The following is a 23778-nucleotide window of genomic DNA, read 5'->3' as shown; positions in this document are numbered from 1 at the left end:
AAGGGCAGCACCTTGATGCCGGCGGCGCGCATCTTGATCATGTTCTCGATCGTGGCGTCGAACTCGCGCTTGTTGCCGATGCGCTCCGACATTTCCTGGGTGATGCCCCAGGGCTCGCCCTCGAAATGCATGTTGTAGCGCAGCCCGAAGGCCGGCGTGACGTAGTGCTTGTCTTTGACCTTCTCCAGCGCGTCGATGGTGCGGTCGGTCACGAAGGTCGCGTGATAGATGAACTCGACCCCGTATTGGATGCATTGCGCGACCGAGCTGTCGGCATGGGCATGCGCCGCCATGCGCTTGCCCAGATTGTTCGTGGTCTCGCAGATGGCGCGCACTTCCTCGTCGGTCATCGGATTCGTGATCGAGCCGACCTTCGGATAGCAGAAGGAATCGCCGGAATTGTTGAATTTGATCAGGTCCACACCCTCGCGCACCATGGCACGGACGATCTGGCGGAAGCCGTCGGGGCTGTCGGCCACGAGGCCGTTGGCGGGGATCTGCCGACCCCACATATTGCCGTCGGCGAGCCCACCGGAGACGGTGAGCTCGGGCGAGGTCGCGAGCAGGCGCGGCCCCGGAATCCGGCCGGCGTTGATCTCCTCGCGCAAAACGATATCGAGCCGTGGCTTGGCGGCCGCCCCGCTCACCACGGCGGTGAAGCCGTAGTCGATGGCGGTCCTGGCGTTGTAGGACGCCTCCATCATGTTCTCTTCGACCGGCATGCGGCCGATCTCTTCCAGCGTCGTCACCGCCGGATAGCTCAGATGGCCATGGGTGTTGACGAAGCCCGGCATCAGCGTGGCACCGCCGCCGTCGACCACGCGCTTGCCCTCGGCCGACAGCCGTTCGGCGCCCTTGGCGACGGCATGGATGCGGTTGCCCTGGATCTCGACCTCGCCCGGATAGAGCCGTTCGCTCAGCCCGTCGAAGATCCGGACATTCGTGAAAACCGTGTTCTGCATGGCTCTCTCCCGCCCGCCGCGAACGGGCTTTCGGGGCTCTCTCGTCGGCCGCTTTCAAATCCTATCACCGCGGGGGCCGCCCGCGCAGGCCCTGATTCCGCAGGCCTTGATTGCCAAGTCAGTTGTAGTTGACCACCAGGAACTTGATATCGGTCATCTCTTCCATCGCGAAGCGGGTGCCCTCGCGCCCGAAGCCCGATTCCTTCCAGCCGCCGAAGGGCATGTTGTCGATGCGATAGATCGGCACGTCATTGATCATCAAGCCGCCCACATCCCATTCCTCGAGCGCCCGCAAGGCCGCCCGCAGATCGTTGGTGAAGAGGCCGCCCTGCAATCCGTAACGGCTGTCATTGGCGCGGCGCACGCCCTCCTCGATCGAATCGATCGGGCTCAGGGTCATGACCGGGCCGAAAATCTCCTCGCGTTCCACCAGCATGTCCGGCTTGGTGCCCTCGAGGATGGTGGGGGTGATGACATTGCCCTGGCGCTCGCCGCCGGCGATGACCCTGGCGCCGCCCTCACGCGCGGCTTTGATCCAGCTCTCGATCCGGTCGGCCGATTTGCTGTCGATCACCGGACCGACATCCATTCCCTCCTGCAGCGGATTGCCGACCTTGCAGGCCGCGATCCGCTCCAGCAGCTTGGCCTTGAAGGCATCATAGACCGCGCGTTGCACCATGATCCGCTGCACGCCGATGCAATACTGGCCGCCATAGACCACGCCGCCGCGCACGCAGCGTGCCGCCGCGAACCCCAGATCGGCATCGGCGCCGACGATGACGGCACCATTGCCGCCCAGCTCGAGCGCCACCTTCTTGCGGCCGGCGATCGACTTGATATGCCAGCCGACCTTGGCGCTGCCGGTGAAGGTCACCATGGCGAAGCGCTCGTCCTTGACCATGGTCTCGGCCAGCGCCACCGGGCAATGGATGACGGAAACGGCGCCCTTGGGCAGCCCTGCTTCCTCGAGCGCCTCGACCAGCTTCAGCGAGGTGAGCGGCGTTTGCGGCGCCGGCTTGATCACCACGCTGTTGCCGACCGCGATCGCCGGCGCCACCTTGTGGACCACCAGATTGAGCGGGAAATTGAAAGGGGCGATCGCAAGGATCGGGCCGATCGGATAGCGCCGCGCCAGGCCCAGGCGCCGGCGCAGGCCTGCGAGCTGCTCCAGATCGGCCTGGGCCAGATCGAGCGCGCCGCCGTCGCTGCGGGCGCTCTGATATTCGAACACGCCGCCATCGACATCGAGCGGGATCTCGGCGCCCGAGAACGACCTCGCCTCGGCCGCGGCGTTGCGCAGATTGAAGACGGCGCGCGAAACCTCGCCCCTCGCGTCATAGAGCGGCTTGCCCGCCTCCTGCGCGATCAGCGTGGCGAACTCTTCCCTGCGACCGCGGATGATTTCGGCGGCGCGCTCCAGGATATCGGCCCGCACGAAGCGCGGCAGCCGGCGCATGGTCTGGAATGTCTTCTCGGCCTGCCGAATGGCGGCCTCGACCTGCATCTCGCCGGCGACCGGCATCTGCCCGACTTCGCTGCCGTCGAAGGGCGAACGGATGCTCTCGACGGGCGTCCCTGTTCGGGCGTCTGGCGCGCGATGCTGATTCATGAGCGTGACTTGGGTCCGTGATGGGGCCGAGGAAAATCGAGCCTGAGAAAAAGAGGGACCGGCACGCCGCGGCGACTGCCTTCCGTCGGGGGGTCAGGCAGCCGCGGGTTTCAGGACGCCGTACCGGTCCCCGTCGAAAACCCTAGGGCCGGCGCCGGTGATGCCACAAGCGCAATTTCCAGAATATGGCGTTGCCGAAATGAGAACGGTGGGCGCGCGCCGCCAACCGATGCAGCGCCGCTATTTCAGCAGACGCAGCGCCTTCTTCAGATCCTCGAGGAACTCCTCCGCCGGGATCGGCAGTTGCCGGCCCCTATGGACGATGATCTCGGCATTCGCGTTGCGCGCGGGCGGATCGGCGAGCGGCACGCCCGCCACCCGGCCGCTGCCGATCTCGCCCTTGATGGCGAAGAAGGGCAGGAAGGCGACGCCCAGATCGAGGCGCGCGAAGCTCACCAGCATCTGGATCGAATCGGTGGTGAGGACGGGCTCGATGCGGATCTGCGACGATTGCTGGATCTGGTCCACCAGCTGCCGGATGCCGAAGGAGCTGTCCGGCAGGGCGATCGGATAACCCCTCAGCTCGGCGAGCTTGACCTGTTTCTTGCCGGCGATCGGGTGACGAGGACCGACCGCCGCATAGAGCCGCTGCGGCTGGGTCGCCACCACCTCGATATCGGGATGATAATGCGCATTGAAGGCGAGCCCGAGATCGGCATCGTCATTGAGGATGGTATCGACCACGCCCTGGCTGCCGCGAACCAGCACCGTGACGTTGACCGACGGATAGCGGTTCCGGAAATCCCGGATCACCTGCGGCAGGATGTCGATGATGCCGGCCTCGACCGTGCAGATCTTGATGGTGCCGCGGCGCAACGCCCGCAGATCGTCGATCTCGGAGCGGATGCGATCCAGATTGAGCATCGTCTGCTGGGCATATTTCGCCAGGATCTGGCCGGCATCGGTCAGCCGCACCCCGCGCGGATGCCGGTCGAACAGAGACACGCCCAGCTCTTCCTCGAGATTCTTGATCTGTCGGCTGACAGCCGACTGCGCCACATGCAGCGATTCCGCGGCCTTGCGGATCGAGCGCGTCTGCGCCACGGCGTAGAAATAACGGAGATGGCTGAGATGGAACAAGGGGGGCCGGGATGCTGCGAGGGAAGCGGGTGAAAGCCGAGGGACACGAGATCCCTGTCCTCACACTAGCCGGGATTTCAGGATGCAGCCAATCCGCCTGTGCCGGCTAACCGAAGCGCCGCAGATAATCCTGCGCCAGCCGGCAAGTGCCCACCGTGAAGCCGGTGCCCAGCCCTTGCGAGAATTCGAGATGCCGGCGCGTGCCCAGCCAGGCGACCTCGAGCATGCGGCGCAGCATGATGAAGGTCGGGATCTCGTCCTCCATTTCGCGCTGGAGCGGCATGACCTTGCGATAGCCCTTGAGCCAGGAGGCGATGAGCGCCGGGACCACCGGCTCCTCCTGGAGGAAGCTGAGGGCCGTGGCAAGGTCGTGGATGTACCAGCAGAGGCCGCAATCGTCGAAATCGATCACCTTGGTGACGTCGTTCTCCACCAGGATGTTGGCGAGCCTCATATCCGCGTGGATCAGGCCGAAATGCTCGCGCGCGGTGCCGATGCGCTCGAGCCGGCGCTTGAGCACGCCCGTCAGCCGCGACAGGATCTTCAAGGCCTCGGGGTCGACCCCCATGCCGTCCTGCCAGCGGCCCCACAGCGGATGCGCGCCGATGGCGGCATCGAAATCCCAGGCATGGCGCGTGAAGGTCTTCGGCACCGTCCAAGCCCGGGCGTGACGATGCATCCGCGCGGTGATCTCGCCGAGCCGCTCGAAATTGTCGATCAGCGTCTCGGCCGGCGGCTCGGCGCCGGCGAGGAAGCTGAACATCACCGCATGGCGCGGCTTGTCGAGATCGGGCGCGGAAAGGAGCTGGACCAGGCTGCCATCCTTGGCGGCGATGGGCTCGGGCGCGATGACGCCGGCATCGCGCCGCAGCGCCTGCATCCACATCAGCTCCGAGGCGATCGACGGGGCGCTGTGATAGCTCAGATTCTGCGAATGGACCCGCAGCACCACCGGTTCCGGGCGCGCCGGATCGCGCACCAGGAACATGGTGTTCTCCGATTGATGCAGCAGCGAGACGACCGTCCGATCTGAGACGTCATAGCGGCGCATCAGGTCCTGCGCTTCGCGATGCAGCGCGTCGTAGAGCGGACGGGGCAAGCCCGAAGAGTCGGGATCCATCACGACACCTCCATCACTGGGGGCTAGGCCGGGGACGCCGCCGCTGCCACAGCGGGCGCGAGGCCGAGATAGGCGGTTCGCACATTGGGATCGTTGAGAAGGTCGCGGCCCTTGCCCTGCAGCACGATCCGGCCGCGATCGAGCACATAGGCGCGGTCGGCAAGCCGTAGCGCCATCCGCGCATTCTGCTCGACCAGGATGATGGTGCGCCCGGCCGCCCGCAGCTCCGTGAGCACCCGCACGATCTCCTGGCACATCACCGGCGAAAGGCCGAGCGAAGGCTCGTCCAGCACCAGCAATTTGGGGTTGCCCATCAGCGCCCGGCCGATCGCCAGCATCTGCTGCTCGCCCCCGCTCATCGAGCCCGCGAGCTGATGCTGGCGGCGGCGAAGGACGGGGAAGCGCTCGAAGACCGTTTCGAGATTGCGCTTGAACGAGGCTTTGTCGCGGTTGAGATAGCCGCCCATCTCGAGATTCTCGGGCACCGTCATGAAGGGAAAGATCTCGCGACCTTCGGGCACGTGCGCGAGCCCGAGACCCGCGATGCGGTGCGCTGGAAGCCCCTGGATCGCCTGCCCCTCCAGCAGGACGGCGCCGGAACGGGCGCGCTTGAGCCCCGTAATGGTCCGCAAGGTCGTGGTCTTGCCGGCGCCATTGGCACCGATCAGGCTGACGATCTCGCCCTTGTGAACCGCGAAGGAGATGCCGCGCACCACCTCCGTCTTGTCGTAATCGACCACGAGATCGCGCACCTCAAGCATGGGCCGCCACCGCTTGCGCGTCTTCGTCGAGACCGAGATAGGCCTCGATCACGGCGGGATCGGCCGCGATCTCGGCGGGCTTTCCCTCGGCCAGCTTGCGCCCGAAATTGAGCACCGTGATGCGCTCACAGAGCCCCATCACGGTCTGCATGTCATGCTCGACCAACAGGATAGTGGCGCCCATGCGCTCGCGCACATCGCGGATGAGCTGCATCAGCGCCTCGGATTCCGTCCGGTTCATCCCAGCCGCCGGCTCGTCCAGCATCAGGAGCTTGGGCTTGGCGGCGAGCGCGATGCCGATGCCCAGCGAACGCTGATGCCCGAGCGGCAGGGTCTCGGCCGCCGCATCGCGATAATCGGCGAGCCCGATGAAGCGGAGAATCTCCTCCGCCGCCTCGAAATCGGCCGGGCTGAAGCGCCGGTGGGACCCGAAGAGCGAGCCCAGCACCGTGGGCCGGGCCAGGAGATGCGTGCCCAGCAGCAGATTTTCGACCACGGTGAAATGATGGAACACGGCGCTGCGCTGGAAGGTGCGCACCATGCCGAGGCTCACGGTCCGATGCGGCGGCAGCCCGGTGACATCGCGGCCTTCGAACTCGATCCGCCCGGCGCTGACCGCCAGCGTGCCGCTGATCATCGAAAAGAGCGTCGTCTTGCCGGCGCCGTTGGGGCCAATGATGCCATGGATGGCACCCTTCTCGACCACGAGGTCGAGCGCATCGACCGCGACCAGACCGCCAAAGCGCCGCGTGATGCCGGTGACCTTGAGCTGGCTCATGACGCGCCTCGCTTCAGGAGACCAATCCAGCCACGGACGCGACCGACCAGGGACTCGATCCCGCCCGGCACGAAGATCAGGAAGAAAATCAGCACCACACCGAAGATCAGCGGCCGCCATTCCAGCAGCGGGCGCGTCAGCTCGAACACGAAAGTCATGGCGATGAGCCCGACCGCGGCGCCCCAGAAGCTCTGCGTGCCACCCACCACCACCCAGATGATCAGATAGAGCATGGTGATGAGGTCGAAGTTCTTGGGGTCGATGGCGCCCATGCGGTGGGCCAGCATCGCCCCCGCCACGCCGGCAAAGCCGCTGCCGATCATGAAGGCCGTGCGGCGATAATGGGTCACGTCGATGCCGACGCATTCCGCCAGCGCCGGATCGGAATAAAGCGCCTTCCAGGTCATGCCGAGCCGCGACCGGTCGAGCAGATACATGATGCCGACGCAGACGAAGGCGACGAAGAGCGCGAAGAAATAATAGGGGATCGTCTCGAACAGCGAGTGCCCGAAGAGCTCGCCTTCGGGGATATTGATGATGCCGCGAATGCCGCCGAACGGCACGTCGAGCCGGATCCAGAACAGCCGCAGCAGCTCGCCCAGCGCGAAGGACGCGATGAAATAGCCGAAGGCGCGCGTGCGCAGCAGCGGCACGCTGATGAGGCCCGCGACCGCCGCCGCGACGAACCCGGCCAGCGGCACGGTCAGCCAGACCGGCAGGTCGAGCCCCTTGGCCATGAGCGCTGCCGAATAGCCGCCCGCCCCCATCATCACCACATGCGCCAGGCCCCAATCGCCGGTGGTGGTGATCAGGCGATAGCTGACCACCAAAACTAGATTCATCAGGAACAGGATGACGAGCTCGGTCTGGTAAGTCGGCAGGACGAAAGGCGCGGCGACGGCCAGGATCGCCGTCACGGCGGCCAGCAGCAGCGGCCAATGGCGGGCGTTGCGCCGCGCCGCAGGCCGTGCCGTCGCTTGAGCCGCCAGCCGCTCCACTGCCATCACACCGTCTCGCGACCCATGAGGCCTTGCGGGCGGACCACCAGCACCAGCGCCATGAGCCCGACGCCGACCATGGTGGCGATCACGCCATCGAACAGCGTGGTGCAGAAGGTGATGACGAAGCCCAGGATCACGGCCGCGATCATCGCGCCCTGGATGCTGGCCATGCCGCCCAGCACCACCACCACGAAGGCCATCAGGATGACGCTATGCCCCATATAGGGCGTGACCGGCGTGACCGGCGCCATCAGCGCGCCCGCCAGACCCGCCGAGGCGCCGGCGATGGTCATCGCCAGGGCCGACATGCGGTTGAGATCGATGCCCTGGAGGGCCGCCGCTTCGGGTTTTTGTGCCGCCGCGCGCAGAGCCTTGCCTTGCCGCGTCCGGTTCAGGAACAGCCACAGCGCCACCAGCGTCAGGATGGCGACCGGGAGGATCACCAGCCGCTGCGAGCCGATATGGGCGCCGGCGAAATCGACCGCGCCCATGATCGGCGTCGGAATGCGTTTCATCAGGCCGACGCCCCAGATCCGTCCGGCCAGGACCTGGAGGATGAAGGAGAGGCCGGCCGTCGCCATGAAACCGGCCAGAAGATTGTCGCGCGTCGGCCGGAAGATCAGCCGTTCGGCCGCGAGCCCCATCAAGGCCACGATCGGCACGGCGCAGAGCACCGCCAGCACGAAGGGATAGCCCGCGATGCCATAAAGCACATAGACGACATAGGCGCCGGCCATGAAGAACTCGCCATGGGCGAAGTTCGCCATCTTCATCACGCCGAAGGAGAGGGCCAGGCCGACCGCGACCAGCGCATAGATCGAGCTCGAGATCACCGCATTGGCGAATGTCTGGACGAAGGTCGCAAGATCCATCACGAGAACCGCTGGCTGGACTGCCGGTGCGGGTCTCGGGATCCGCCCCTCGTCGTGAGGCGGCGGATCCCGGCCAGCATGGGCGAAGAGAGCGCTTTCGTCACGCCACTATGATCGTCTATTGCCGTTGGTCCCACATCTGATTGCGGCGGCGGACTTCGGCGATCACGGCATCCTTATGCTGGGCGAACCAGGTCTCGAAGCGGGTCAGCGACTGGACCCGCTTGCAATTGCAGTCGGCGCGGAACTCGTTGTTCGGCACCAGCGGCGAGATCATGTTCTTCTCGCCCCACATCTCCTCGCCGGTGACCGCGGTCGGACCTTCGATGGTCGAGATCGTGTCGAGGCTGCGGAAGGCGGCCAGCACCTTGTCCGGATCGACGCTGCCGGCCTTCTGGACGGAGGCGAGATAGGCCTGCAGCATCGGCGTATAGAGCCAGTCGATGCCGTTCATCGGCCGCTTCTGGTCCTCGGGACCGCCGGCGCCATAGCGGGCTTTCCATTTCGCCGCGAAATCATGCTGCGCCGAGGGATCGCCCCACCAGGGATCGTCGAACAGGGGATAGGAGTCGATGGCCTTGACCTGCTGCAGCCAGTCGGCAGGCACGCGCTGCAGCGCCTGCTCGGGCTCGATATAGTTCGCCGCGATGATGCCCTTGAAGCCTTGCTGATAGAGCTGCTCCATCAGCAACGGAATGAAATCGGGCCAGCTGATCGACAGGCTGACGATGTCGGGCTTGGTCGCGAGGATTGCCGTCACGACTGGTGCGAAGTCGGTGGTGTCGGGCGCATAGAACTCGTCATAGACGACATCGAGCCCGACCGCCTTGGCGGCACCCACTTCCCAGGCCTGCCCGACCAGCGAGGTCGAGTCCTGCTGCGAGACGACCGCGTAGCGCTTGGCCTCGGGGTACATCTGGCGGATATAGGCCATGCGCATCATCTCGCCGCGCGGGAAGTAGTCGGAGCCCGAGATGATGTAGGGGCGCTTCGGATTGATGTCCGCGGTCGCCTCCGGCGCATAGAAAACTTTGTGCTCGGTCAGGAAGGGCAGCTGCGCGTCGCCGGTCGAGCCGCCGACATCGAGGATGATCTTCACATTATGCTCGAGCACCAGTTGGCGTGCGCCCTGGAGAGCCTTCGAGGCCGTGTACTCGTTGTCGAACTGATGGACGACGAGCTTGTAGCGCTTGCCGCCGACATCGAGCCCGCCCTCGGCATTGATTCCGTCGACCAGGAGATTGATGCCGGTGAGCCCCGGGAGCCCCCAACCCGCCGCGGGTCCCGAGAGCGGTGCGTTGAAACCGATATCCAGCGTGTCCTCGGCCCTGGTGGCTGTGGACGTCGCCATTGCCGCTGCCAAGGCCAGGGCGCCGAAAAGCCACCCCCGCCCGGCCGTCATAAGCCTATGCCCCATGATCGCCTCCTCCTCTGTGACCGGCTTCCAGAGCCGGTTTCCCTGCCGAGGCGCTTTGATGTGGCCTTATTTGTTGGCTTGGCGCCTTCGATTGCCACGATGATACGGGGCATAATTGGGCATATGCAACAATTCTCTTTCCCATATGCCACATTCTGGCATAATCGGCTGTGCCGACACGCTCATAACCAATTCTAAGAACTGAATATTTTCGGCACTATCGTCTTCTTTGCGCCTGGGATTGCCTGTTGGCGGCGGCGGCGGTTTGTGGCATGGCTGTGAAGGAGCAGGCCCGCCGAGACGGGTCTCGACGGGAGCGACTGGAGTCTCGATGTCGGAACGCAAGACCGAGCGGCATAAGCGACTGATCGCCGAGATCAGCACCAATCCGATGATTCTGATCCGCGACCTGGCGGAAACCCTGGGCGTATCGCGCGAGACGATCCGGCGCGACTTTCAGGAGCTCAATCGCACCGGACGGCTTCATCGGCGCTATGGCGGCGGCGCGACCTTCACCCCGATCGGCTTCGAGACCAATCTCGAGGCCCGCTCGCAGCGGATGATCAAGGAGCGCCAGCGCGTGGCCCTGCGCTCGGCCGATTTCATCAACGAGCATGAGGTCATCTTCATGTGCTCGGGCTCGACCTCGCTGCTGCTGGCCCAGGTGCTGCAGACCGTCGAGAAAAAGATCACGGTCATCACCAACAACCTGCCCGGCTCAATCGCGCTCGCATCGAATCCATCGATACGCACGATTCTGGCGCCCGGACAGGTCGACTACAACGAGGGCTTCCTCTGGGGTCACGACACGACCGAGTATCTGAAGAAATTCCACGCCGACGCGGCCTTCGTCACGGTCGACGGCATCACCCCCGAAGGCGCCATGGAGATCGACCCGCGCACCGCCTGGGTCATGCGCATCATGATCGCGCAGTCGCGCCGGGTCGTGATGATGGTGGATCACTCCAAGTTCTATCAGGCGAGCCTGGAGAAGTTCTGCGACATCAAGGATATCCATGTGATGATCGTGGATCGCGCGCCGGACGGCGAGCTGGGCGCCGCCTTGCGCCAGGCCGGCGTCATGATCGACGTCGCGCCCTGAGCGGATCCCGCCCTCTCCGCCCCCGACGTCCTCCGCTCCAATGCCCGATTCCGCCAGGCCTCGCGCTCGCGCCTGGGCGATCGAACCCGCGTTTTCTCCGCTAGAAACAAGCCGTTGGCGGCCTCTTTGCGGCATTGGGGCTCAAATATGTTGCATAAGGCACGAAAAATAGTGTCGTATGCCACATATTGTCCGGCAGATGCCAAGAACGAGGCCCAGCGAGGTCCCGTTCATCGCGCTCGTCTCAAGGGCGGCGGCCGGATCCAGCTGGGAGGCATGAATGACGGCGGCACTGCCAACACAGGCTCAGGTGGTCATCATCGGCGGCGGCGTGATCGGCTGTTCGATCGCCTATCATCTGGCGCAGATGGGCTGCCCCGACGTGGTGCTGGTGGAACGCCATCAGCTCACCTCCGGCTCGACCTGGCATGCGGCGGGCGGCATCGGGCAACTGCGCCAGAACGCCAACGTCACAAGGCTGCTGCGCGAATCCGTGAAGCTCTATGAGCGGCTCGAGGCCGAAACCGGCCAGGCCACGGGTTGGGTACGCAACGGCTCGCTGCGGCTGGCTTCCAGCCAGGAACGCCGCGCCGAATATGAGGTGGCCGCCACCCGCGCGCGATCCTTCGGCATCCCGTTCGAGTTCGTCGGCCCCGACGAGATCAAGCGCATGGTCCCGACCATGACCGTCGATGACCTCGTTTGCGCGGCCTTCGTCGCCGATGACGGCATCGGCAATCCCTCCGACATCGCGCAGGCTTTGGCCAAGGGTGCCCGCATGAAAGGCGCCCGCATCTTCGAGCACACCAAGGTAACCGGGATCACGCTCGAGCGCGGCAGCGTCGCCGCCGTCGTCACCGATCGCGGCACCATCCGCTGCGAGACCCTGGTCAATTGCGGGGGCATCTGGGCGCGCGAGATCGGCCGGCTCGCCGGCGTGAACGTGCCGCTGCAGCCTTCCCATCACCAGTATTTCGTGACCGAGCGCATCGAGGGGTTGAAGCGCAACTTCCCGACCATCCGCGACACCGACAACAATCTCTATTTCAAGGAAGAGGTCGGCGGGCTGATCGTCGGCCAGTACGAGTTCGACCCGATCCCCTATCTCGAGGATCCGATTCCCGAGGGCCATGAGTTCAAGCTCATGCCCGAGAACATCGCGCAGTTCGAGCCGCGGCTCGGGCCCGCCGCCTACCGGTTCCCCTCGCTGGAGAAGGCCGGCGTCAAGCGCTGGTTCAACGGGATCGAATCCTTCACCGAGGACGGCATGTTCATCCTGGGCGAGGCGCCCGAGGTGGACCGTTTCTTCGTGGCGGCCGGCTTCAACGCCTTCGGCATCGCCTCGGCGGGCGGTGCCGGCATGGCGATGGCCCATTGGATCCTCCATGGCGAACCGCCCTTCGATCTCTGGCCCGCCGATATCCGCCGCTTCGGCGCCTTCCACCGCTCCAGGAAACAGACGCTGGTCCGCGGTCTCGAAGGCCAGGCCCATCACTTCGCCATGCTGTGGCCCCATCTCGAGTTCCAGGCCGGCCGGCCGCTGCGGCGCAGCGCCGTTCATCATCTGCTCCAGCAACGCGGCGCCTGCTTCGGTGCCAAGTCCGGCTGGGAGCGGGCCAACTGGTTCGCGCCCAAGGGCATCGAGCCGCGCGACATCTATACGTTCGACCGCCCCAACTGGTTTCCCCATGTCGCGGCCGAGCATCGCGCCTGCCGCGAGACGGTCGCGCTCTTCGATCAGAGCCCCTTCGCGAAATACCATCTCTCCGGCCGCGATGCCGCGGTGGCTTTGGACCGGCTCTGCGCGGCGCGTCTGAAACCGGCCGCGGGATCGGTGACCTACACGCAAGTCCTCAATCGGCGGGGTGGGATCGAGGCCGACCTGACCGTCACGCGCCGTCGCGACGGCTCCTTCTTCATCGTGACGGGGACCGGCTTCGCCACGCGCGATTTCGTGACCTTGCGGAACGGCCTGGCCGGCGCCGACGCGCATCTCATGGACGTGACCTCGGCCTATGGCTGCCTCTCGCTCATGGGTCCCAGGGCGCGCGACGTCCTGGCGCAGGTCGCCGAGGAAGATGTTTCCGATGCCGCCTTCCCTTACGGCACCGCGCAGGATCTGTTTCTCGACGGCGCGCCGACGCTGGCCTTGCGCGTCGGCTTCGCCGGCGAGCTCGGCTGGGAGCTCTATATCCCCTGCGAGTATATGGTACGGGCCCATGACGCGCTGGTGGCCGCCGGCGCCACGCACGGGCTTCGCCATGGCGGTTATCGCGCGCTCGATTCGCTGCGCATGGAAAAGGCGCGTCGGGTCTGGGCGGCCGAGATCAATCCCGATTACACACCGTTCGAAGCGGGGCTCGGTTTCGCGGTCGATCTGGAGAAGCCCGACTTCGTCGGCCGGGATGCCCTGCTGCGGCAGCGCGAGACCGGCGTCACCCGCCGGCTGGTCGCCTTCGTGGTCGAGGATCCGGACACGCTCCTCTATGGCCGCGAGACCATCTATCGCGATGGCGAGCGCGTCGGCTGGCTCGCCTCCGGCGGCTTCGGCTTCACCCTCGATCGCGCCATCGGGCTTGGCTATGTCAATACGCAAGGGGTGTCCAGCGCCGCCCAACTGGCCGAAGGCCGGTATGAGCTCGAGGTGCGCACGCGCCGGGTGGCGGCCAAGCTGCATTTGAAATCGCCCTATGATCCGGCCAACATCCGCATACGCGGTTAGGCACCTGGGACAGTACCGACAGGGAGGACAAGGCGATGGCACAGAAACTGGCAGGCAAACGCGCGCTCGTGACCGGGGCTGCCAGCGGCATGGGCCGGGCCATGGCGGAGACCTTCGCCCGCGAAGGCGCCATCGTCGCCGTCCATGCCCGCAATCATGAGCGGGCAGGCGATACCGTGGCTTCCATCACCCGGGCCGGCGGCAGGGCCTTCGCCGTGGCGGCCGATTTGACCGTGAGCGCAGAGATCCAGGCCATGTGCGCCGATGCCATCGCGAAGCTCGGCGGCCTCGACATCCTCGTCAACAATGCCGGCGTGGTGGACTCCGCCAAAGTCACAGAGATGTCGGAAGCGATGTGGGACTGGACCATGGCGGTCAATCTCAAGGCGCCGTTCCTGGTCTCGAAATTCGCGCTGCCGACGATGCTGGCCGCCGGCAGGGGCGGTTCCATCATCTTCAACGCCTCGACCAACGGCAAGACCGCGGACGCGGAATGGACCGCCTATAACAGCTCGAAGCATGGCGTCATCGGCTTCATGCGCTGTCTCGCGGCCGAGGTCGGCAAGGCCCAGATCCGGGTCAATGCGATCTGTCCCGGCTGGGTCGAGACGCCGCTGGCCCACGACATCCTCGGCAAGATCGCGAAGGAGTCCGGGCAGGAGACCGACGGATATTATGACAGCACGATGAAAACCAACATGCTGGGTACCCTGCTGCCGGCCAGCTCCGCGGCCGATCTCGCCCTCTTCCTGGCCGGCGACGAGGGGCGTTACATCACCGGCCAGGCGATCAATCTCTGCGCCGGCCTCTGCACTTGGTAGGATTCAAGGCTGTCGCCGGGATCCCGGCCCTCCGCATTTCAGGCACCAGGCAACAATGAACTTCATCCATGACCGCTTCGCCTCGAAGCGGGACGCCGTCGAGAAATCGGCGCGCTACTGGAATCCCGCCAAGACGCAGTTCTGGCAGGATGTCGGGATCGATTTCATCATCGATCGCCGCGAGGGCTATTTCCTCTACGACTATTCGGGGAAGCGCCTGATCGACCTCCATCTCAATGGCGGCAATTTCAATCTGGGGCATCTCAATGCCGAGCTGGTCGCGACCCTGAAGGAGGGGCTCGATCATTTCGACATGGGCAATCATCATTTCCCCAGCCTCTGCCGTACGGCGCTGGCGGAAGCGCTCCATGAGGCGAGCCCGGATTCGCTGATCTATACGGTCTATGGCGCCAGCGGCAGCGAGGCCTCCGACATCGCGATCAAGAGCGCGCGCTATGCGACCCGCCGGCGCAAGATCGTCTCTGCCTTCAAATCCTACCATGGCAGCACCGGCCTCTCGGTCTGCGCCGGCGACGAGCGCTTCACCGAGCGCTTCCTGATCGCGCGGCCCGAGGAATTCATCAATGTGCCCTTCAACGACCTGGGCGCGATGGAGCAGGCCCTGGCCGGTGGCGACGTGGCGGCGGTCATCCTCGAGACGATCCCCGCGACCTATGGCTTCCTCATGCCGCAGGACGGCTATCTGCCGGGCGTGAAGGCGCTCTGCGAGCGTTATGGCGCGCTCTATATCGCCGACGAGGTCCAGGCCGGCATGATGCGCACCGGCGAGATGTGGGCGGCCGTCAAATATGGCGTCGTGCCCGACATCATCGTCGTCGCCAAGGGCATCGGCGGCGGCATCTTCCCGCTCGGCTGCGCGATCATGAATGAGCGCGCGGGCGGCTGGCTCAAGGAGGACGGCTTCGCCCATATCTCGACCGGCGGCGGTTCCGAGATCGCCTGCGTGGTGGCACTCAAGGTGCTCGAGATCACGCAACGGCCCGAGGTGCGCGCGAACATCCAGGCGCGCGCTGCGCAGTTCCGCGCCGGCTTGGACGCCATCCGCGCCTGCCATCAGGATTTCTTCCTCGGCATCCGTCAGAACGGCCTGATCTTCGGCCTGGAGTTCCCGCGGCCCAAGGGCGCCAATCCGGTGATGCGCGCGGCCTATCGCAACGGGGTGTGGGCGATCTTCTCGACCTTCGATCCGAGCGTGCTGCAGTTCAAGCCGGGCCTGCTGGTCGACGAGGCGCTGGCGGACGAGATCCTCGCGATCATGGCTCGCTCGATCGCCGAGGCGCATGAGCTGGTCAAGAGCGGCCGGGAGACGATCGAGGGCTGACGAACCGTCCTCAGGCCCTGGCAGGCTATTTGGGCCCGCGGCCGACGAAGAGCGCCATGCCGGCAGCGACCAGTCCCGTGGCACCGGCGATCACGAAGGCTTCGAGATAGCGCCCCTCGACCGTGCGCATCATGCCGGCGAAGAAGGTGGCCGAGGCGGCGCCGATCTGATGCGCGGCCAGGATCCAGCCGAACATGACAGGCGCTTCCTGATCGCCGAAACATTCATTGGTCAGCCGCAAGGTGGGCGGCACGGTCGCGATCCAATCGAGGCCGTAGAAAACCGCGAAGATCGAGAGCCCGTAGAACGAAAAATCGGCATAGGGCAGATAGATCAGGGACAGGCCGCGCAGCCCGTAATACATGAAGAGGAGCTTGCGCGGATCGAACCGGTCGGTGAGCCAGCCCGAGGCGGTCGTGCCGATCAGGTCGAACACGCCCATCACGGCCAGGAGACTCGCCGCCTGCACTTCCGGCATGCCATGGTCCGAGCAGAGCGAGATCATATGCGTGCCCACCAGCCCGTTGGTGGTGAAGCCGCAGACGAAGAAGGTACCGGCGAGGAGCCAGAAATCCCGCCGCCCAAAGCCTCGCACCAGGCCGCCCAGGGCGGCACCGATGACGTTGCGCTTCGGCATCACGGGGACGACATAGCCATCGGGCGCGCCATAAGGGAGGAGCCCGACATCCGCCGGCCGCTCGGGCAGGAGCCAGGTCACCAGCGGGATCAGCAGCGCCATGCAGAGCGCGATCGTCAGCACGACATATTGCCAGCCGGCAAATTGCGCGATCGCCGCCAGGCCCGGCAGGAAGATCAGGGTTCCGGTCGCGGTGCTGGCGGTGAGGAGCCCCATCACCAGGCCGCGATTGGTGACGAACCACCGATTGACGATCGCGGCCCCCATCACGGCGGTGACGCAACCGCTGCCAACCCCGGAGAAGAAGCCCCAACTCAGCACCAGCTGCCAGGGCTCGGTCATGAAGTAGCTGGACCCGGTCGAAAGGCTCATCAGGGCGAGCGCACCGACCAGCGTGCGCTTGATGCCGAAGCGCTGCATGACGGCGGCGGCGAACGGCCCGACCATGCCATAGAGGAAGATGCCGGCCGCGGCCGAGCTGGAGATCATCGCCCGGGTCCAGCCGAACGCCTCCTCGAGCGGGACCATCAGCACGCCCGGCGTGGAGCGCAGCCCCGCGGTCGCGAGCAGCGACAGGAAGATGACGGCGACCACCACGAAGGCATAGTGCTGGGCAAAGGGACGCGGGAGGGCTATTGTCATGTTACCGACCGGTACGTTAGACTGGGGTTATAGGTACCGATCGGTAACATCGTCAAGAGGTTTTCACCGGAATGGCGAAAAAGCCTGCCAAAGCCCCTGCCCGCGCCAAGGATGCTCCCGTCGCGACCCTCGACGCGCCGCTGCGCGCGGTCGACCGGATTCGGCGCAGCGCCCGCGAGCTGTTCTATCGCGAAGGCATCCGCGCGGTCGGGGTCGAGGAGATCGTGACCCAGGCAGGGGTCACCAAGCCCAGCCTCTATCGCAGCTTCCCCTCCAAGGACGAGCTCGCCGCCGACTATCTGCGTGGCTATGAGGCCGAGTTCTGGCGGCGGTTCGATGCCGCGATCGCGGCCCATCCGGGCGATCCCCGCGCCCAGATCATGGCCTACCTCATCGCGCTCGCGGAGCGCGCCACGACGTCGGGCTATCGCGGCTGCGGCCTCACCAACGCGGCGATCGAATATCCCGATCGCAGCCATCCGGCGCGCGCCGTCTCGGATCCGCATAAGCGCGAATTGCGCAAGCGCCTGAAAGCCATGGCGACGGAGATGGGCGCCGCCAAGCCGGGCATCCTCGCCGACGGGCTGCTCCTTCTCATCGAGGGCACCTTCGCTTCCAGCCAGATCTTCGGGCCGGGCGGGCCGGGCGGCTCGGTCGCCGCGGCGGCCGACGCGCTGATAGGAGCCAGCCTGAGGAAAAAGGGCTAGACTGGCTGCCGGTCGCGCCAGGCGAACGGCCGGGCGCAGGGCATGTAAGGGGCGGCCCCGTCGATGTTCAGTCTGAGAACCCACGCCATCATCAGCGGCGCGCTCTTTGCCGCCATGATCATCTTTGCCATTGGCGGCAACGTCGTCACCGGCGGCCGGCCGCTGAAGGACCCGACCCTCATGCTGGGGGCAAAGGTCCTGATCTTCGGTCTCTTCCTGGCCTTCGGCTTCTCGCTCATCCCGCTGATGCTCAAGATCTTCCTGGCGGGCCAGATTGCGATCGGCAATGGCGAGGTGGGCATCATCAAGACTCTCGCCGCGCACCAGACCGCAGCCGTCTGGGTGATCTGGGGCCTCTTCATCGCCGGCATGGCGCTCGCGATCCCCGCCGCGATCAACGACAATTTCTTCGGACCCGAGGCGGCGCAATCGTTTCGCAGCCTCTTTCGCGGTGGCTCGAAGGGCCTCCTCGTCGCGCAACCCAATATGACGCCCGAAGAGATCAGCCAGGAATCGACGCTGACCCTGAATCAGCTCAAGAACCCGTCCGGCCCCGGCGTCCCGATCGCCGACGGCGTGGTGTTCGATTTCCAGATCCCAGGCAGCGCCATCGTCTTCAAGGGTTGCCGCTATTATTACATGAGCTTCTTCACCCACGACCCGGCCCATATCGAGGCGATCTCGATCGGCACCTCGCCCGACAAGATGAGCGTCGAAGCGGCCGATGCCGCCGATGCGGATCTGCGCGCGCGACTGAAGGCCGATGGCTGGCTAGCCGGTCACGAGGTCTACAAGACCGAGGAAGACCAGCAGCTCCATGGCGGTGCGACGCGGGGACCCGAGGGCGACATGTGGCGCAAGGGCGACACCGTGCTGAATATCATGCGCAAGCGCATGGACGATCCCGTGGCGAGCGAGGATCCGGCGATGGCCGGCGAATGGATCCAGTATGTCGATCTCTGGGCCTTCCAGACCTATCCCTATATCGAGCGCTTCGAGTTCGCGCCGCCCTCGCAATAAGGCGGCTGTTGCGCCGCTCGTGGCGAATGGTCCATGGTCTCGCCCATCCAACGATCCCTCAGAAACTCAACAACATGAACGGCCAGCAATCATGACGATCTCGATGTACCAGGCCTCCGTGCCTGTCCTTTTGCATACGCTCGACGCCGTGTCCGCCTTCCTCAAGAAGGCCGAGGCGCATGCGGAGCTGCGCAAGATCGATCCCGCCGTGCTCCTCGGCATGCGACTCTATCCCGACATGTTCGCGTTGACGCGCCAGGTGCAGCTCACGGCCGATTTCGCCAAGGGCACCGCGGCGCGGCTCGCCGGCGTCGAGAATCCGAAATTCGCCGATGACGAAACCACCTTCGACGGGCTACAGGCGCGCGTCGCCAAGACCGCGACCTTCGTCAAGGGCTTCAAGCCGGCGCAGATCGACGGCTCCGAGACGCGCGAGATCACGATCCCGATCGGCGGCCAGCCGCGGACCTTCAAGGGCCAGCCCTATCTGCTTCATTTCGCGCTGCCGAATTTCTTTTTCCATGCCGCCACCGCCTACGACATCCTTCGCCATGCCGGCGTCGAGCTGGGCAAGCGTGATTTCATCGGCGGCTTCAAGACGGAATAAGCGCAAAAACAGCGGCGAGCCCAGAATGAAAGGGGCCTCTCGCCAACGGCGAGGGGCCCCTTCTTGCATCGGTCGAGGCGCGCTGTTCGCTACTGCGATTTGGCCATGTCCATCGGCGCCACTTCGCCGCGCAGGCCCGCATGGCCGGCGCCGGTCTTGCCCTTCCATGAGACCTTGGTCCCGTCGATATCGACCTTGTAGCAATCGTTCGCCAGATTGCTGGGCGACTTCCATTTGATGCAGACGTCGCCATCGGGATCGATGGTCCAGCTGCCCGTGTCGATGCGGCCGCTGGCGTCCTGGTAAGTGACTCCGCCACCCGACAGAAAATAGATGTTGTACTTTACGCCCATCTGGCTCGTGCCGGACAGCGTGTTGCCTTTCATCACCGAGATGAAATTGTCACCAACCAGCGGCTCGGCGCGGGCTTGCGTGGCCAGCAGAATCGTGGCGACCGCCATGGCTAGGATAATAGTCGGATTTTTCATGGAATGCCCTCGGATGCCCCCGTCAGGTTCCGTCGTCAGACACACCCGCGCGATCCATAAAGGACGCCGGGCGCTGCGATCGGGTGTTCTGATCCATCAGTCCGATCCAGGCCCTCAGGCTAAAAAATGGGGCGGAAAGCGCGGACGCCAAGGTGTCCGTCCCCACCCGGCCACCGGCGCCCCCTATGTTCGGCGCGGGGGGCCAGCGATCTCAAAGGGTTATACGCCAGCGGCGGGGGTTCTCCGTCAGGAAAAGCGATCGGGGTCCGGGCCGATGCGGCCATTGGCATCCAGCTTGTCGATCTGGGCGAGGTCCGCGGGCTCGAGCTTGAAATCGAACACCGCGAAATTCTCGCGGATGCGCTCTTCATGCGTCGATTTGGGAATCACGATCAGCTGATTGTCGAGATGCCAGCGCAGAATCACCTGGGCCGTGCTCTTCCGGTACTTCTTGGCGATCGCCGCCAGCACCGGATCGTCGAGCAGCTTGCCCTGGCCCAGCGGACTCCAGGATTCGGTCCTGATCCCATGCGTGGCATGGAAGTCGCGCAGCGGCTTCTGCTGCAGGCGCGGATGGAGCTCGATCTGGTTGACGGCGGGCACGACGCCGATCGTGTCGATGATGCGGGTCAGATGCGCCGCCGTGAAGTTCGAGACGCCGATCGACCGGGCGAGGCCCTGCTGCTGCAACGCCACCAGCGCCCGCCAGCTGTCGACGAAGCGGTCCTGCTTCGGCGCCGGCCAATGGATCAGATAGAGGTCGACATAATCGAGCTTCAGCTTTTTCAGGCTCTCGGCGAGTGCCTTGGCGGGCTCGTCCCTGCCCTGGCGGTCGTTCCAGAGCTTGGTCGTGATGAAGAGATCGGAGCGGGCGACACCGGCGGCCTTGATACCCCGGCCAACGCCCTCCTCGTTGCCATAGATGGCGGCGGTGTCGATCGAGCGGTAGCCGCTGGCGATGGCCGTCTTGACGGCGCCGGCAGCCTGGTCGTCCGCAACCTGCCAGACGCCGAAGCCAAGCTGCGGCATGGTGGCGCCGTCATTGAGTTTGATGAGCGGTAGGTTCGTCATGATGAAAGACCTTCGAAAAGTGACATGAATGGGTTCCCCAGAATGATATAGGGCGTCGGCCCCTCCGATCTTCAAGCGGGGCGGAGCTGCCCTGCGTCGAAGCGACAGGCTGAAGCTTCAATCTGTTCGGGCCGCCCGCGACATGAATGTTGATATTCTACCCATCCCTCCCCTTATTTAGGGAGCCGTGGCGCCCTCTTCCGAGCCCTCTCGGCCTGCCTCAGAAGTCCCTGAATCCGCATGCTTTAGGAACCGCCCGTCCTTGACCGTCGCCTTGCGCCTGAATCGGCCCCATCTCTTTCATCCGGCGGTCGCCACCTGGTTCGATCGCCGCTTTGGCGCGCCCACGGCGGCCCAGGCCGAAGCATGGCCGGCCATCCAGGCGGGGCACCATACGCTGATCGCCGCGCCGACCGGATCCGGCAAAACCCTGGCCGCCTTCCTCGCCGCGATCGATTCGCTGGTGCGGCAAGGGCTGGAAAGCCCTCTCCCGGACGAGACGCAGGTCGTCTATGTCTCGCCCCTCAAGGCGCTGTCGAACGACATCCAACGCAATCTGGAAGAGCCGCTGGCCGGCATCCGCGAGGCGCTGAAGGCCCAGGGCCTGCCGGACGTCGATATCCGCGCCTGGGTCCGGACCGGCGACACCCCCACGGCCGAACGCAACCGGATGCGCAAGCGGCCGCCCCACATCGTCGTGACCACCCCGGAATCGCTCTACATTCTGCTGGGGTCGGAGTCGGGCCGCCGGATGCTGGCCACGACGCGGACCGTGATCGTGGACGAGATCCACGCCCTGGCGCCGAACAAGCGCGGCGCGCATCTGGCACTGTCGCTGGAACGCCTCCAGGCCTTGTGCGGCCGCCCCTTGCTGCGGATCGGCCTGTCGGCCACGCAGAAGCCGATCGAGACCGTCGCGCATTTCCTGGTCGGGGCGGATCCGGCGCAGTTCTCGGCCTGCAAGATCGTCGATGCCGGCCATAGCCGCGCCCGCGACCTCGCGCTGGAAGTTCCATCGTCGCCGCTCGAAGCCGTCATGTCGGCGGAGGTCTGGACCCAGCTCTATGACCGGCTGGCCGAGCTGGCCCGGGACCACCGCACCACCCTGGTCTTCGTCAATACGCGCCGGATGGCCGAACGCGTCGCCCGGCAGCTGTCCGAACGCCTCGGCGAGGGCCAGGTGACCGCGCATCATGGCAGCATGGCGCGGGAGTTGCGGCTGGATGCGGAGCAGCGGCTCAAACGCGGCGCGCTCAAGATGCTAGTCGCGACGGCTTCGCTCGAGCTCGGCATCGATATCGGCGATGTCGATCTGGTCTGCCAGCTGGGATCCCCACGCTCCATCGCGAGCTTCCTGCAGCGGATCGGGCGCTCGGGCCATGCGGTCGGCGGCACGCCCAAGGGGCGGCTGTTTCCGCTGTCGCGCGACGAGCTGGTCGAAGGCGCGGCGCTGCTCGACAGCGTTCGCCGCGGCGAGCTGGACAAGCTGACGATTCCGGAGCAGCCGCTGGACGTGCTCGCCCAGCAGATCGCGGCTGAAGTCGCGGCGCAGGAATGGGACGAGGAGGCGCTGCTGGCGCTGTTTCGCCGCGCCTGGCCCTACCGCGCCCTATCCCGCGAAACCTTTCTCGAGATCGTGCGCATGCTGGCCGAAGGCTTCAGCACGCGCCGCGGCCGGGGCGGCGCGCTGCTGCATCACGATGCCGTCAATCATAGGCTGCGAGGCCGGCGCGGTGCGCGCCTGACGGCCCTGACCTCCGGCGGCACCATCCCCGACACGGCCGACTACCAGGTCCTTCTGGAGCCTGAGAATCAGATGATCGGCACGGTGAATGAGGACTTCGCCGTCGAAAGCATGGCGGGCGACGTGTTCCAGCTCGGCAACAACTCCTATCGCATCATGCGGGTGGAGCGTGGCGTGGTGCGGGTGGAAGACGCGCATGGCATGGCGCCGACGATTCCGTTCTGGCTCGGCGAAGCGCCGGGCCGCAGCGATGAGTTGTCGCTGTCGGTATCGCGGCTGCGGAACGCCATTGCCGCGCGGCTGCAGGCCGGCCGGAACGACGAGCAGATCGCCAGCTGGCTTATGGCTGAGGCAGGCATCGCCGCGCCGGCGGCGGAGCAGATCGCCGAATATCTGGCGGCGTCTCATGCGGCGCTGGGCTGCCTGCCGTCCCAAGAGACCATCGTGCTGGAGCGTTTCTTCGACGAAGCCGGTGGCATGCAGCTCGTCATCCATTCCCCCTATGGCAGCCGCATCAATCGGGCCTGGGGCCTCGCTTTGCGCAAACGCTTCTGCCGCAAGTTCAATTTCGAGCTGCAGGCGGCGGCGACCGAGGACAATATCGTGCTGTCGCTCACCACGGCCCACAGCTTCGAGCTGGGCGACGCGGCGCATTACTTGAACTCGGCCAGCGTGCGAACCGTCCTGATCGCGGCTCTGCTCGACGCGCCGATGTTCGCCACCCGCTGGCGCTGGGTGGCCGGCACGGCGCTGGCGCTGCCGCGGCAGCGCGGCGGCAAGAAGGTTCCTCCCCAGCTCGCACGCATGGCGGCGGAAGACCTGATCGTGTCCGTGTTTCCCGATCAGCTTGCCTGCGCCGAGAATCTCGCCGGAGAACGCGAGATCCCCGATCATCCGCTGGTGAGCCAGACCATTGCGGATTGCCTCAACGAGGCGATGGATATCGCGGGCCTCGAGCGTTTGCTCGCCAAGCTGGAAGCGGGCGAGATTCGCGTGATTGCGCGCGACCTGACCCAGCCCTCGCCGCTGGCCCTCGAGGTGCTGGCGGCGAAACCCTATGCCTATCTGGACGATGCGCCGCTGGAAGAGCGCCGCACGCAGGCGGTGATGAGCCGACGCTGGCTGGCGCCCGAGGCCGCGTCGGATATCGGCCGGCTGGATCCCGAGGCGATCGATCGCGTCCGCGCGGAAGCCTGGCCCGATCCGGCGAACGCC

General features: G+C 65.6%; 20 protein-coding genes. 8 read left to right on the top strand and 12 right to left on the bottom strand.

The annotated features are described in order from the left end of the window. The 9 genes from ACREE8_RS25735 to ACREE8_RS25695 all read right to left on the bottom strand — a co-directional run. Positions 1–962: amidohydrolase family protein (locus tag ACREE8_RS25735; protein ID WP_431575881.1), on the bottom strand; the 962-nt coding region annotated here is incomplete at its 3' end. Positions 963–1080: 118 nt separating this feature from the next. Beyond that, the gene (locus tag ACREE8_RS25730; protein WP_431575880.1) at positions 1081–2571 is read right to left on the bottom strand and encodes an aldehyde dehydrogenase family protein; all 1491 of its coding nucleotides are present in this window, start codon (positions 2569–2571) and stop codon (positions 1081–1083) included. Positions 2572–2811: 240 nt separating this feature from the next. After that, entirely contained in the window at positions 2812–3711 is a 900-nt protein-coding gene (locus ACREE8_RS25725) for a LysR family transcriptional regulator (protein WP_431575879.1), read from the bottom strand. A gap of 106 nt (positions 3712–3817) precedes the next feature. Continuing rightward, positions 3818–4831: a phosphotransferase enzyme family protein gene (locus ACREE8_RS25720; RefSeq protein WP_431575878.1), complete on the bottom strand. Its 1014-nt coding sequence runs from the start codon at positions 4829–4831 to the stop codon at positions 3818–3820. A gap of 23 nt (positions 4832–4854) precedes the next feature. Further along, on the bottom strand, positions 4855–5592 hold the full coding sequence (locus tag ACREE8_RS25715; RefSeq protein WP_431575877.1) for an ABC transporter ATP-binding protein: 738 nt from the start codon (positions 5590–5592) through the stop codon (positions 4855–4857). Beyond that, positions 5585–6370, bottom strand: coding sequence for an ABC transporter ATP-binding protein (locus ACREE8_RS25710; protein WP_431575876.1), 786 nt, complete (start codon positions 6368–6370; stop codon positions 5585–5587). The genes ACREE8_RS25715 and ACREE8_RS25710 overlap by 8 nt, the downstream gene beginning before the upstream one ends. Beyond that, a complete protein-coding gene (locus ACREE8_RS25705) occupies positions 6367–7374 on the bottom strand; it encodes a branched-chain amino acid ABC transporter permease (protein WP_431575875.1) in 1008 nt (335 codons plus the stop codon). Before ACREE8_RS25705 ends, ACREE8_RS25710 begins: the two co-directional genes overlap by 4 nt. Continuing rightward, a complete protein-coding gene (locus tag ACREE8_RS25700; RefSeq protein ID WP_431575874.1) occupies positions 7374–8243 on the bottom strand; it encodes a branched-chain amino acid ABC transporter permease in 870 nt (289 codons plus the stop codon). Before ACREE8_RS25700 ends, ACREE8_RS25705 begins: the two co-directional genes overlap by 1 nt. A 118-nt stretch (positions 8244–8361) precedes the next feature. Then, positions 8362–9594, bottom strand: coding sequence for an ABC transporter substrate-binding protein (locus ACREE8_RS25695; protein WP_431575873.1), 1233 nt, complete (start codon positions 9592–9594; stop codon positions 8362–8364). Between the two features lie 397 nt (positions 9595–9991). Between ACREE8_RS25695 and ACREE8_RS25690 the strand changes: the two genes are divergently transcribed. The 4 genes from ACREE8_RS25690 to ACREE8_RS25675 all read left to right on the top strand — a co-directional run bounded on the left by ACREE8_RS25690 (position 9992) and on the right by ACREE8_RS25675 (position 15647). Further along, the gene (locus ACREE8_RS25690) at positions 9992–10762 is read left to right on the top strand and encodes a DeoR/GlpR family DNA-binding transcription regulator (RefSeq protein ID WP_431575872.1); all 771 of its coding nucleotides are present in this window, start codon (positions 9992–9994) and stop codon (positions 10760–10762) included. 280 nt (positions 10763–11042) lie between these two features. Further along, positions 11043–13484 carry a GcvT family protein gene (locus ACREE8_RS25685; RefSeq protein WP_431575871.1) on the top strand — a complete coding sequence of 814 codons (2442 nt, stop codon included), beginning with the start codon at positions 11043–11045 and terminating at the stop codon, positions 13482–13484. Between the two features lie 35 nt (positions 13485–13519). Next, positions 13520–14305, top strand: coding sequence for an SDR family NAD(P)-dependent oxidoreductase (locus ACREE8_RS25680; protein WP_431575870.1), 786 nt, complete (start codon positions 13520–13522; stop codon positions 14303–14305). 55 nt (positions 14306–14360) lie between these two features. Further along, entirely contained in the window at positions 14361–15647 is a 1287-nt protein-coding gene (locus tag ACREE8_RS25675) for an aspartate aminotransferase family protein (RefSeq protein ID WP_431575869.1), read from the top strand. 25 nt (positions 15648–15672) lie between these two features. Here ACREE8_RS25675 and ACREE8_RS25670 read toward each other — a convergent pair whose 3' ends face one another. After that, positions 15673–16926, bottom strand: coding sequence for an MFS transporter (locus tag ACREE8_RS25670; RefSeq protein ID WP_431575868.1), 1254 nt, complete (start codon positions 16924–16926; stop codon positions 15673–15675). A gap of 71 nt (positions 16927–16997) precedes the next feature. Between ACREE8_RS25670 and ACREE8_RS25665 the strand changes: the two genes are divergently transcribed. The 3 genes from ACREE8_RS25665 (at position 16998) to ACREE8_RS25655 (ending at position 19260) form a co-directional block, all read left to right on the top strand. Further along, complete coding sequence (locus ACREE8_RS25665) at positions 16998–17633, top strand: TetR/AcrR family transcriptional regulator (RefSeq protein ID WP_431575867.1); 636 nt, start codon at positions 16998–17000, stop codon at positions 17631–17633. Between the two features lie 63 nt (positions 17634–17696). Next, positions 17697–18653 carry a hypothetical protein gene (locus ACREE8_RS25660; protein WP_431575866.1) on the top strand — a complete coding sequence of 319 codons (957 nt, stop codon included), beginning with the start codon at positions 17697–17699 and terminating at the stop codon, positions 18651–18653. 91 nt (positions 18654–18744) lie between these two features. Beyond that, on the top strand, positions 18745–19260 hold the full coding sequence (locus ACREE8_RS25655; protein WP_431575865.1) for a DUF1993 domain-containing protein: 516 nt from the start codon (positions 18745–18747) through the stop codon (positions 19258–19260). 89 nt (positions 19261–19349) lie between these two features. Here the strand turns inward: ACREE8_RS25655 and ACREE8_RS25650 are convergent, their stop codons facing one another. Continuing rightward, positions 19350–19748 (bottom strand): hypothetical protein, encoded by a 399-nt coding sequence (locus tag ACREE8_RS25650; protein ID WP_431575864.1) that lies wholly within the window; start codon positions 19746–19748, stop codon positions 19350–19352. A 246-nt stretch (positions 19749–19994) separates the two neighbouring features. Beyond that, the gene (locus tag ACREE8_RS25645; RefSeq protein WP_431575863.1) at positions 19995–20819 is read right to left on the bottom strand and encodes an aldo/keto reductase; all 825 of its coding nucleotides are present in this window, start codon (positions 20817–20819) and stop codon (positions 19995–19997) included. A 262-nt stretch (positions 20820–21081) separates the two neighbouring features. Between ACREE8_RS25645 and ACREE8_RS25640 the strand changes: the two genes are divergently transcribed. Further along, positions 21082–23778 (top strand): DEAD/DEAH box helicase (locus ACREE8_RS25640; RefSeq protein ID WP_431575862.1); only part of this gene is annotated, 2697 nt, incomplete at its 3' end.

Origin of the sequence: Hypericibacter sp., from assembly GCF_050729195.1 — a bacterium.
Classification (GTDB): domain Bacteria; phylum Pseudomonadota; class Alphaproteobacteria; order Dongiales; family Dongiaceae; genus Hypericibacter.
Note: the sequence above shows the minus strand (reverse complement) of the source record. Positions and strands in the feature narration are given on the sequence as shown.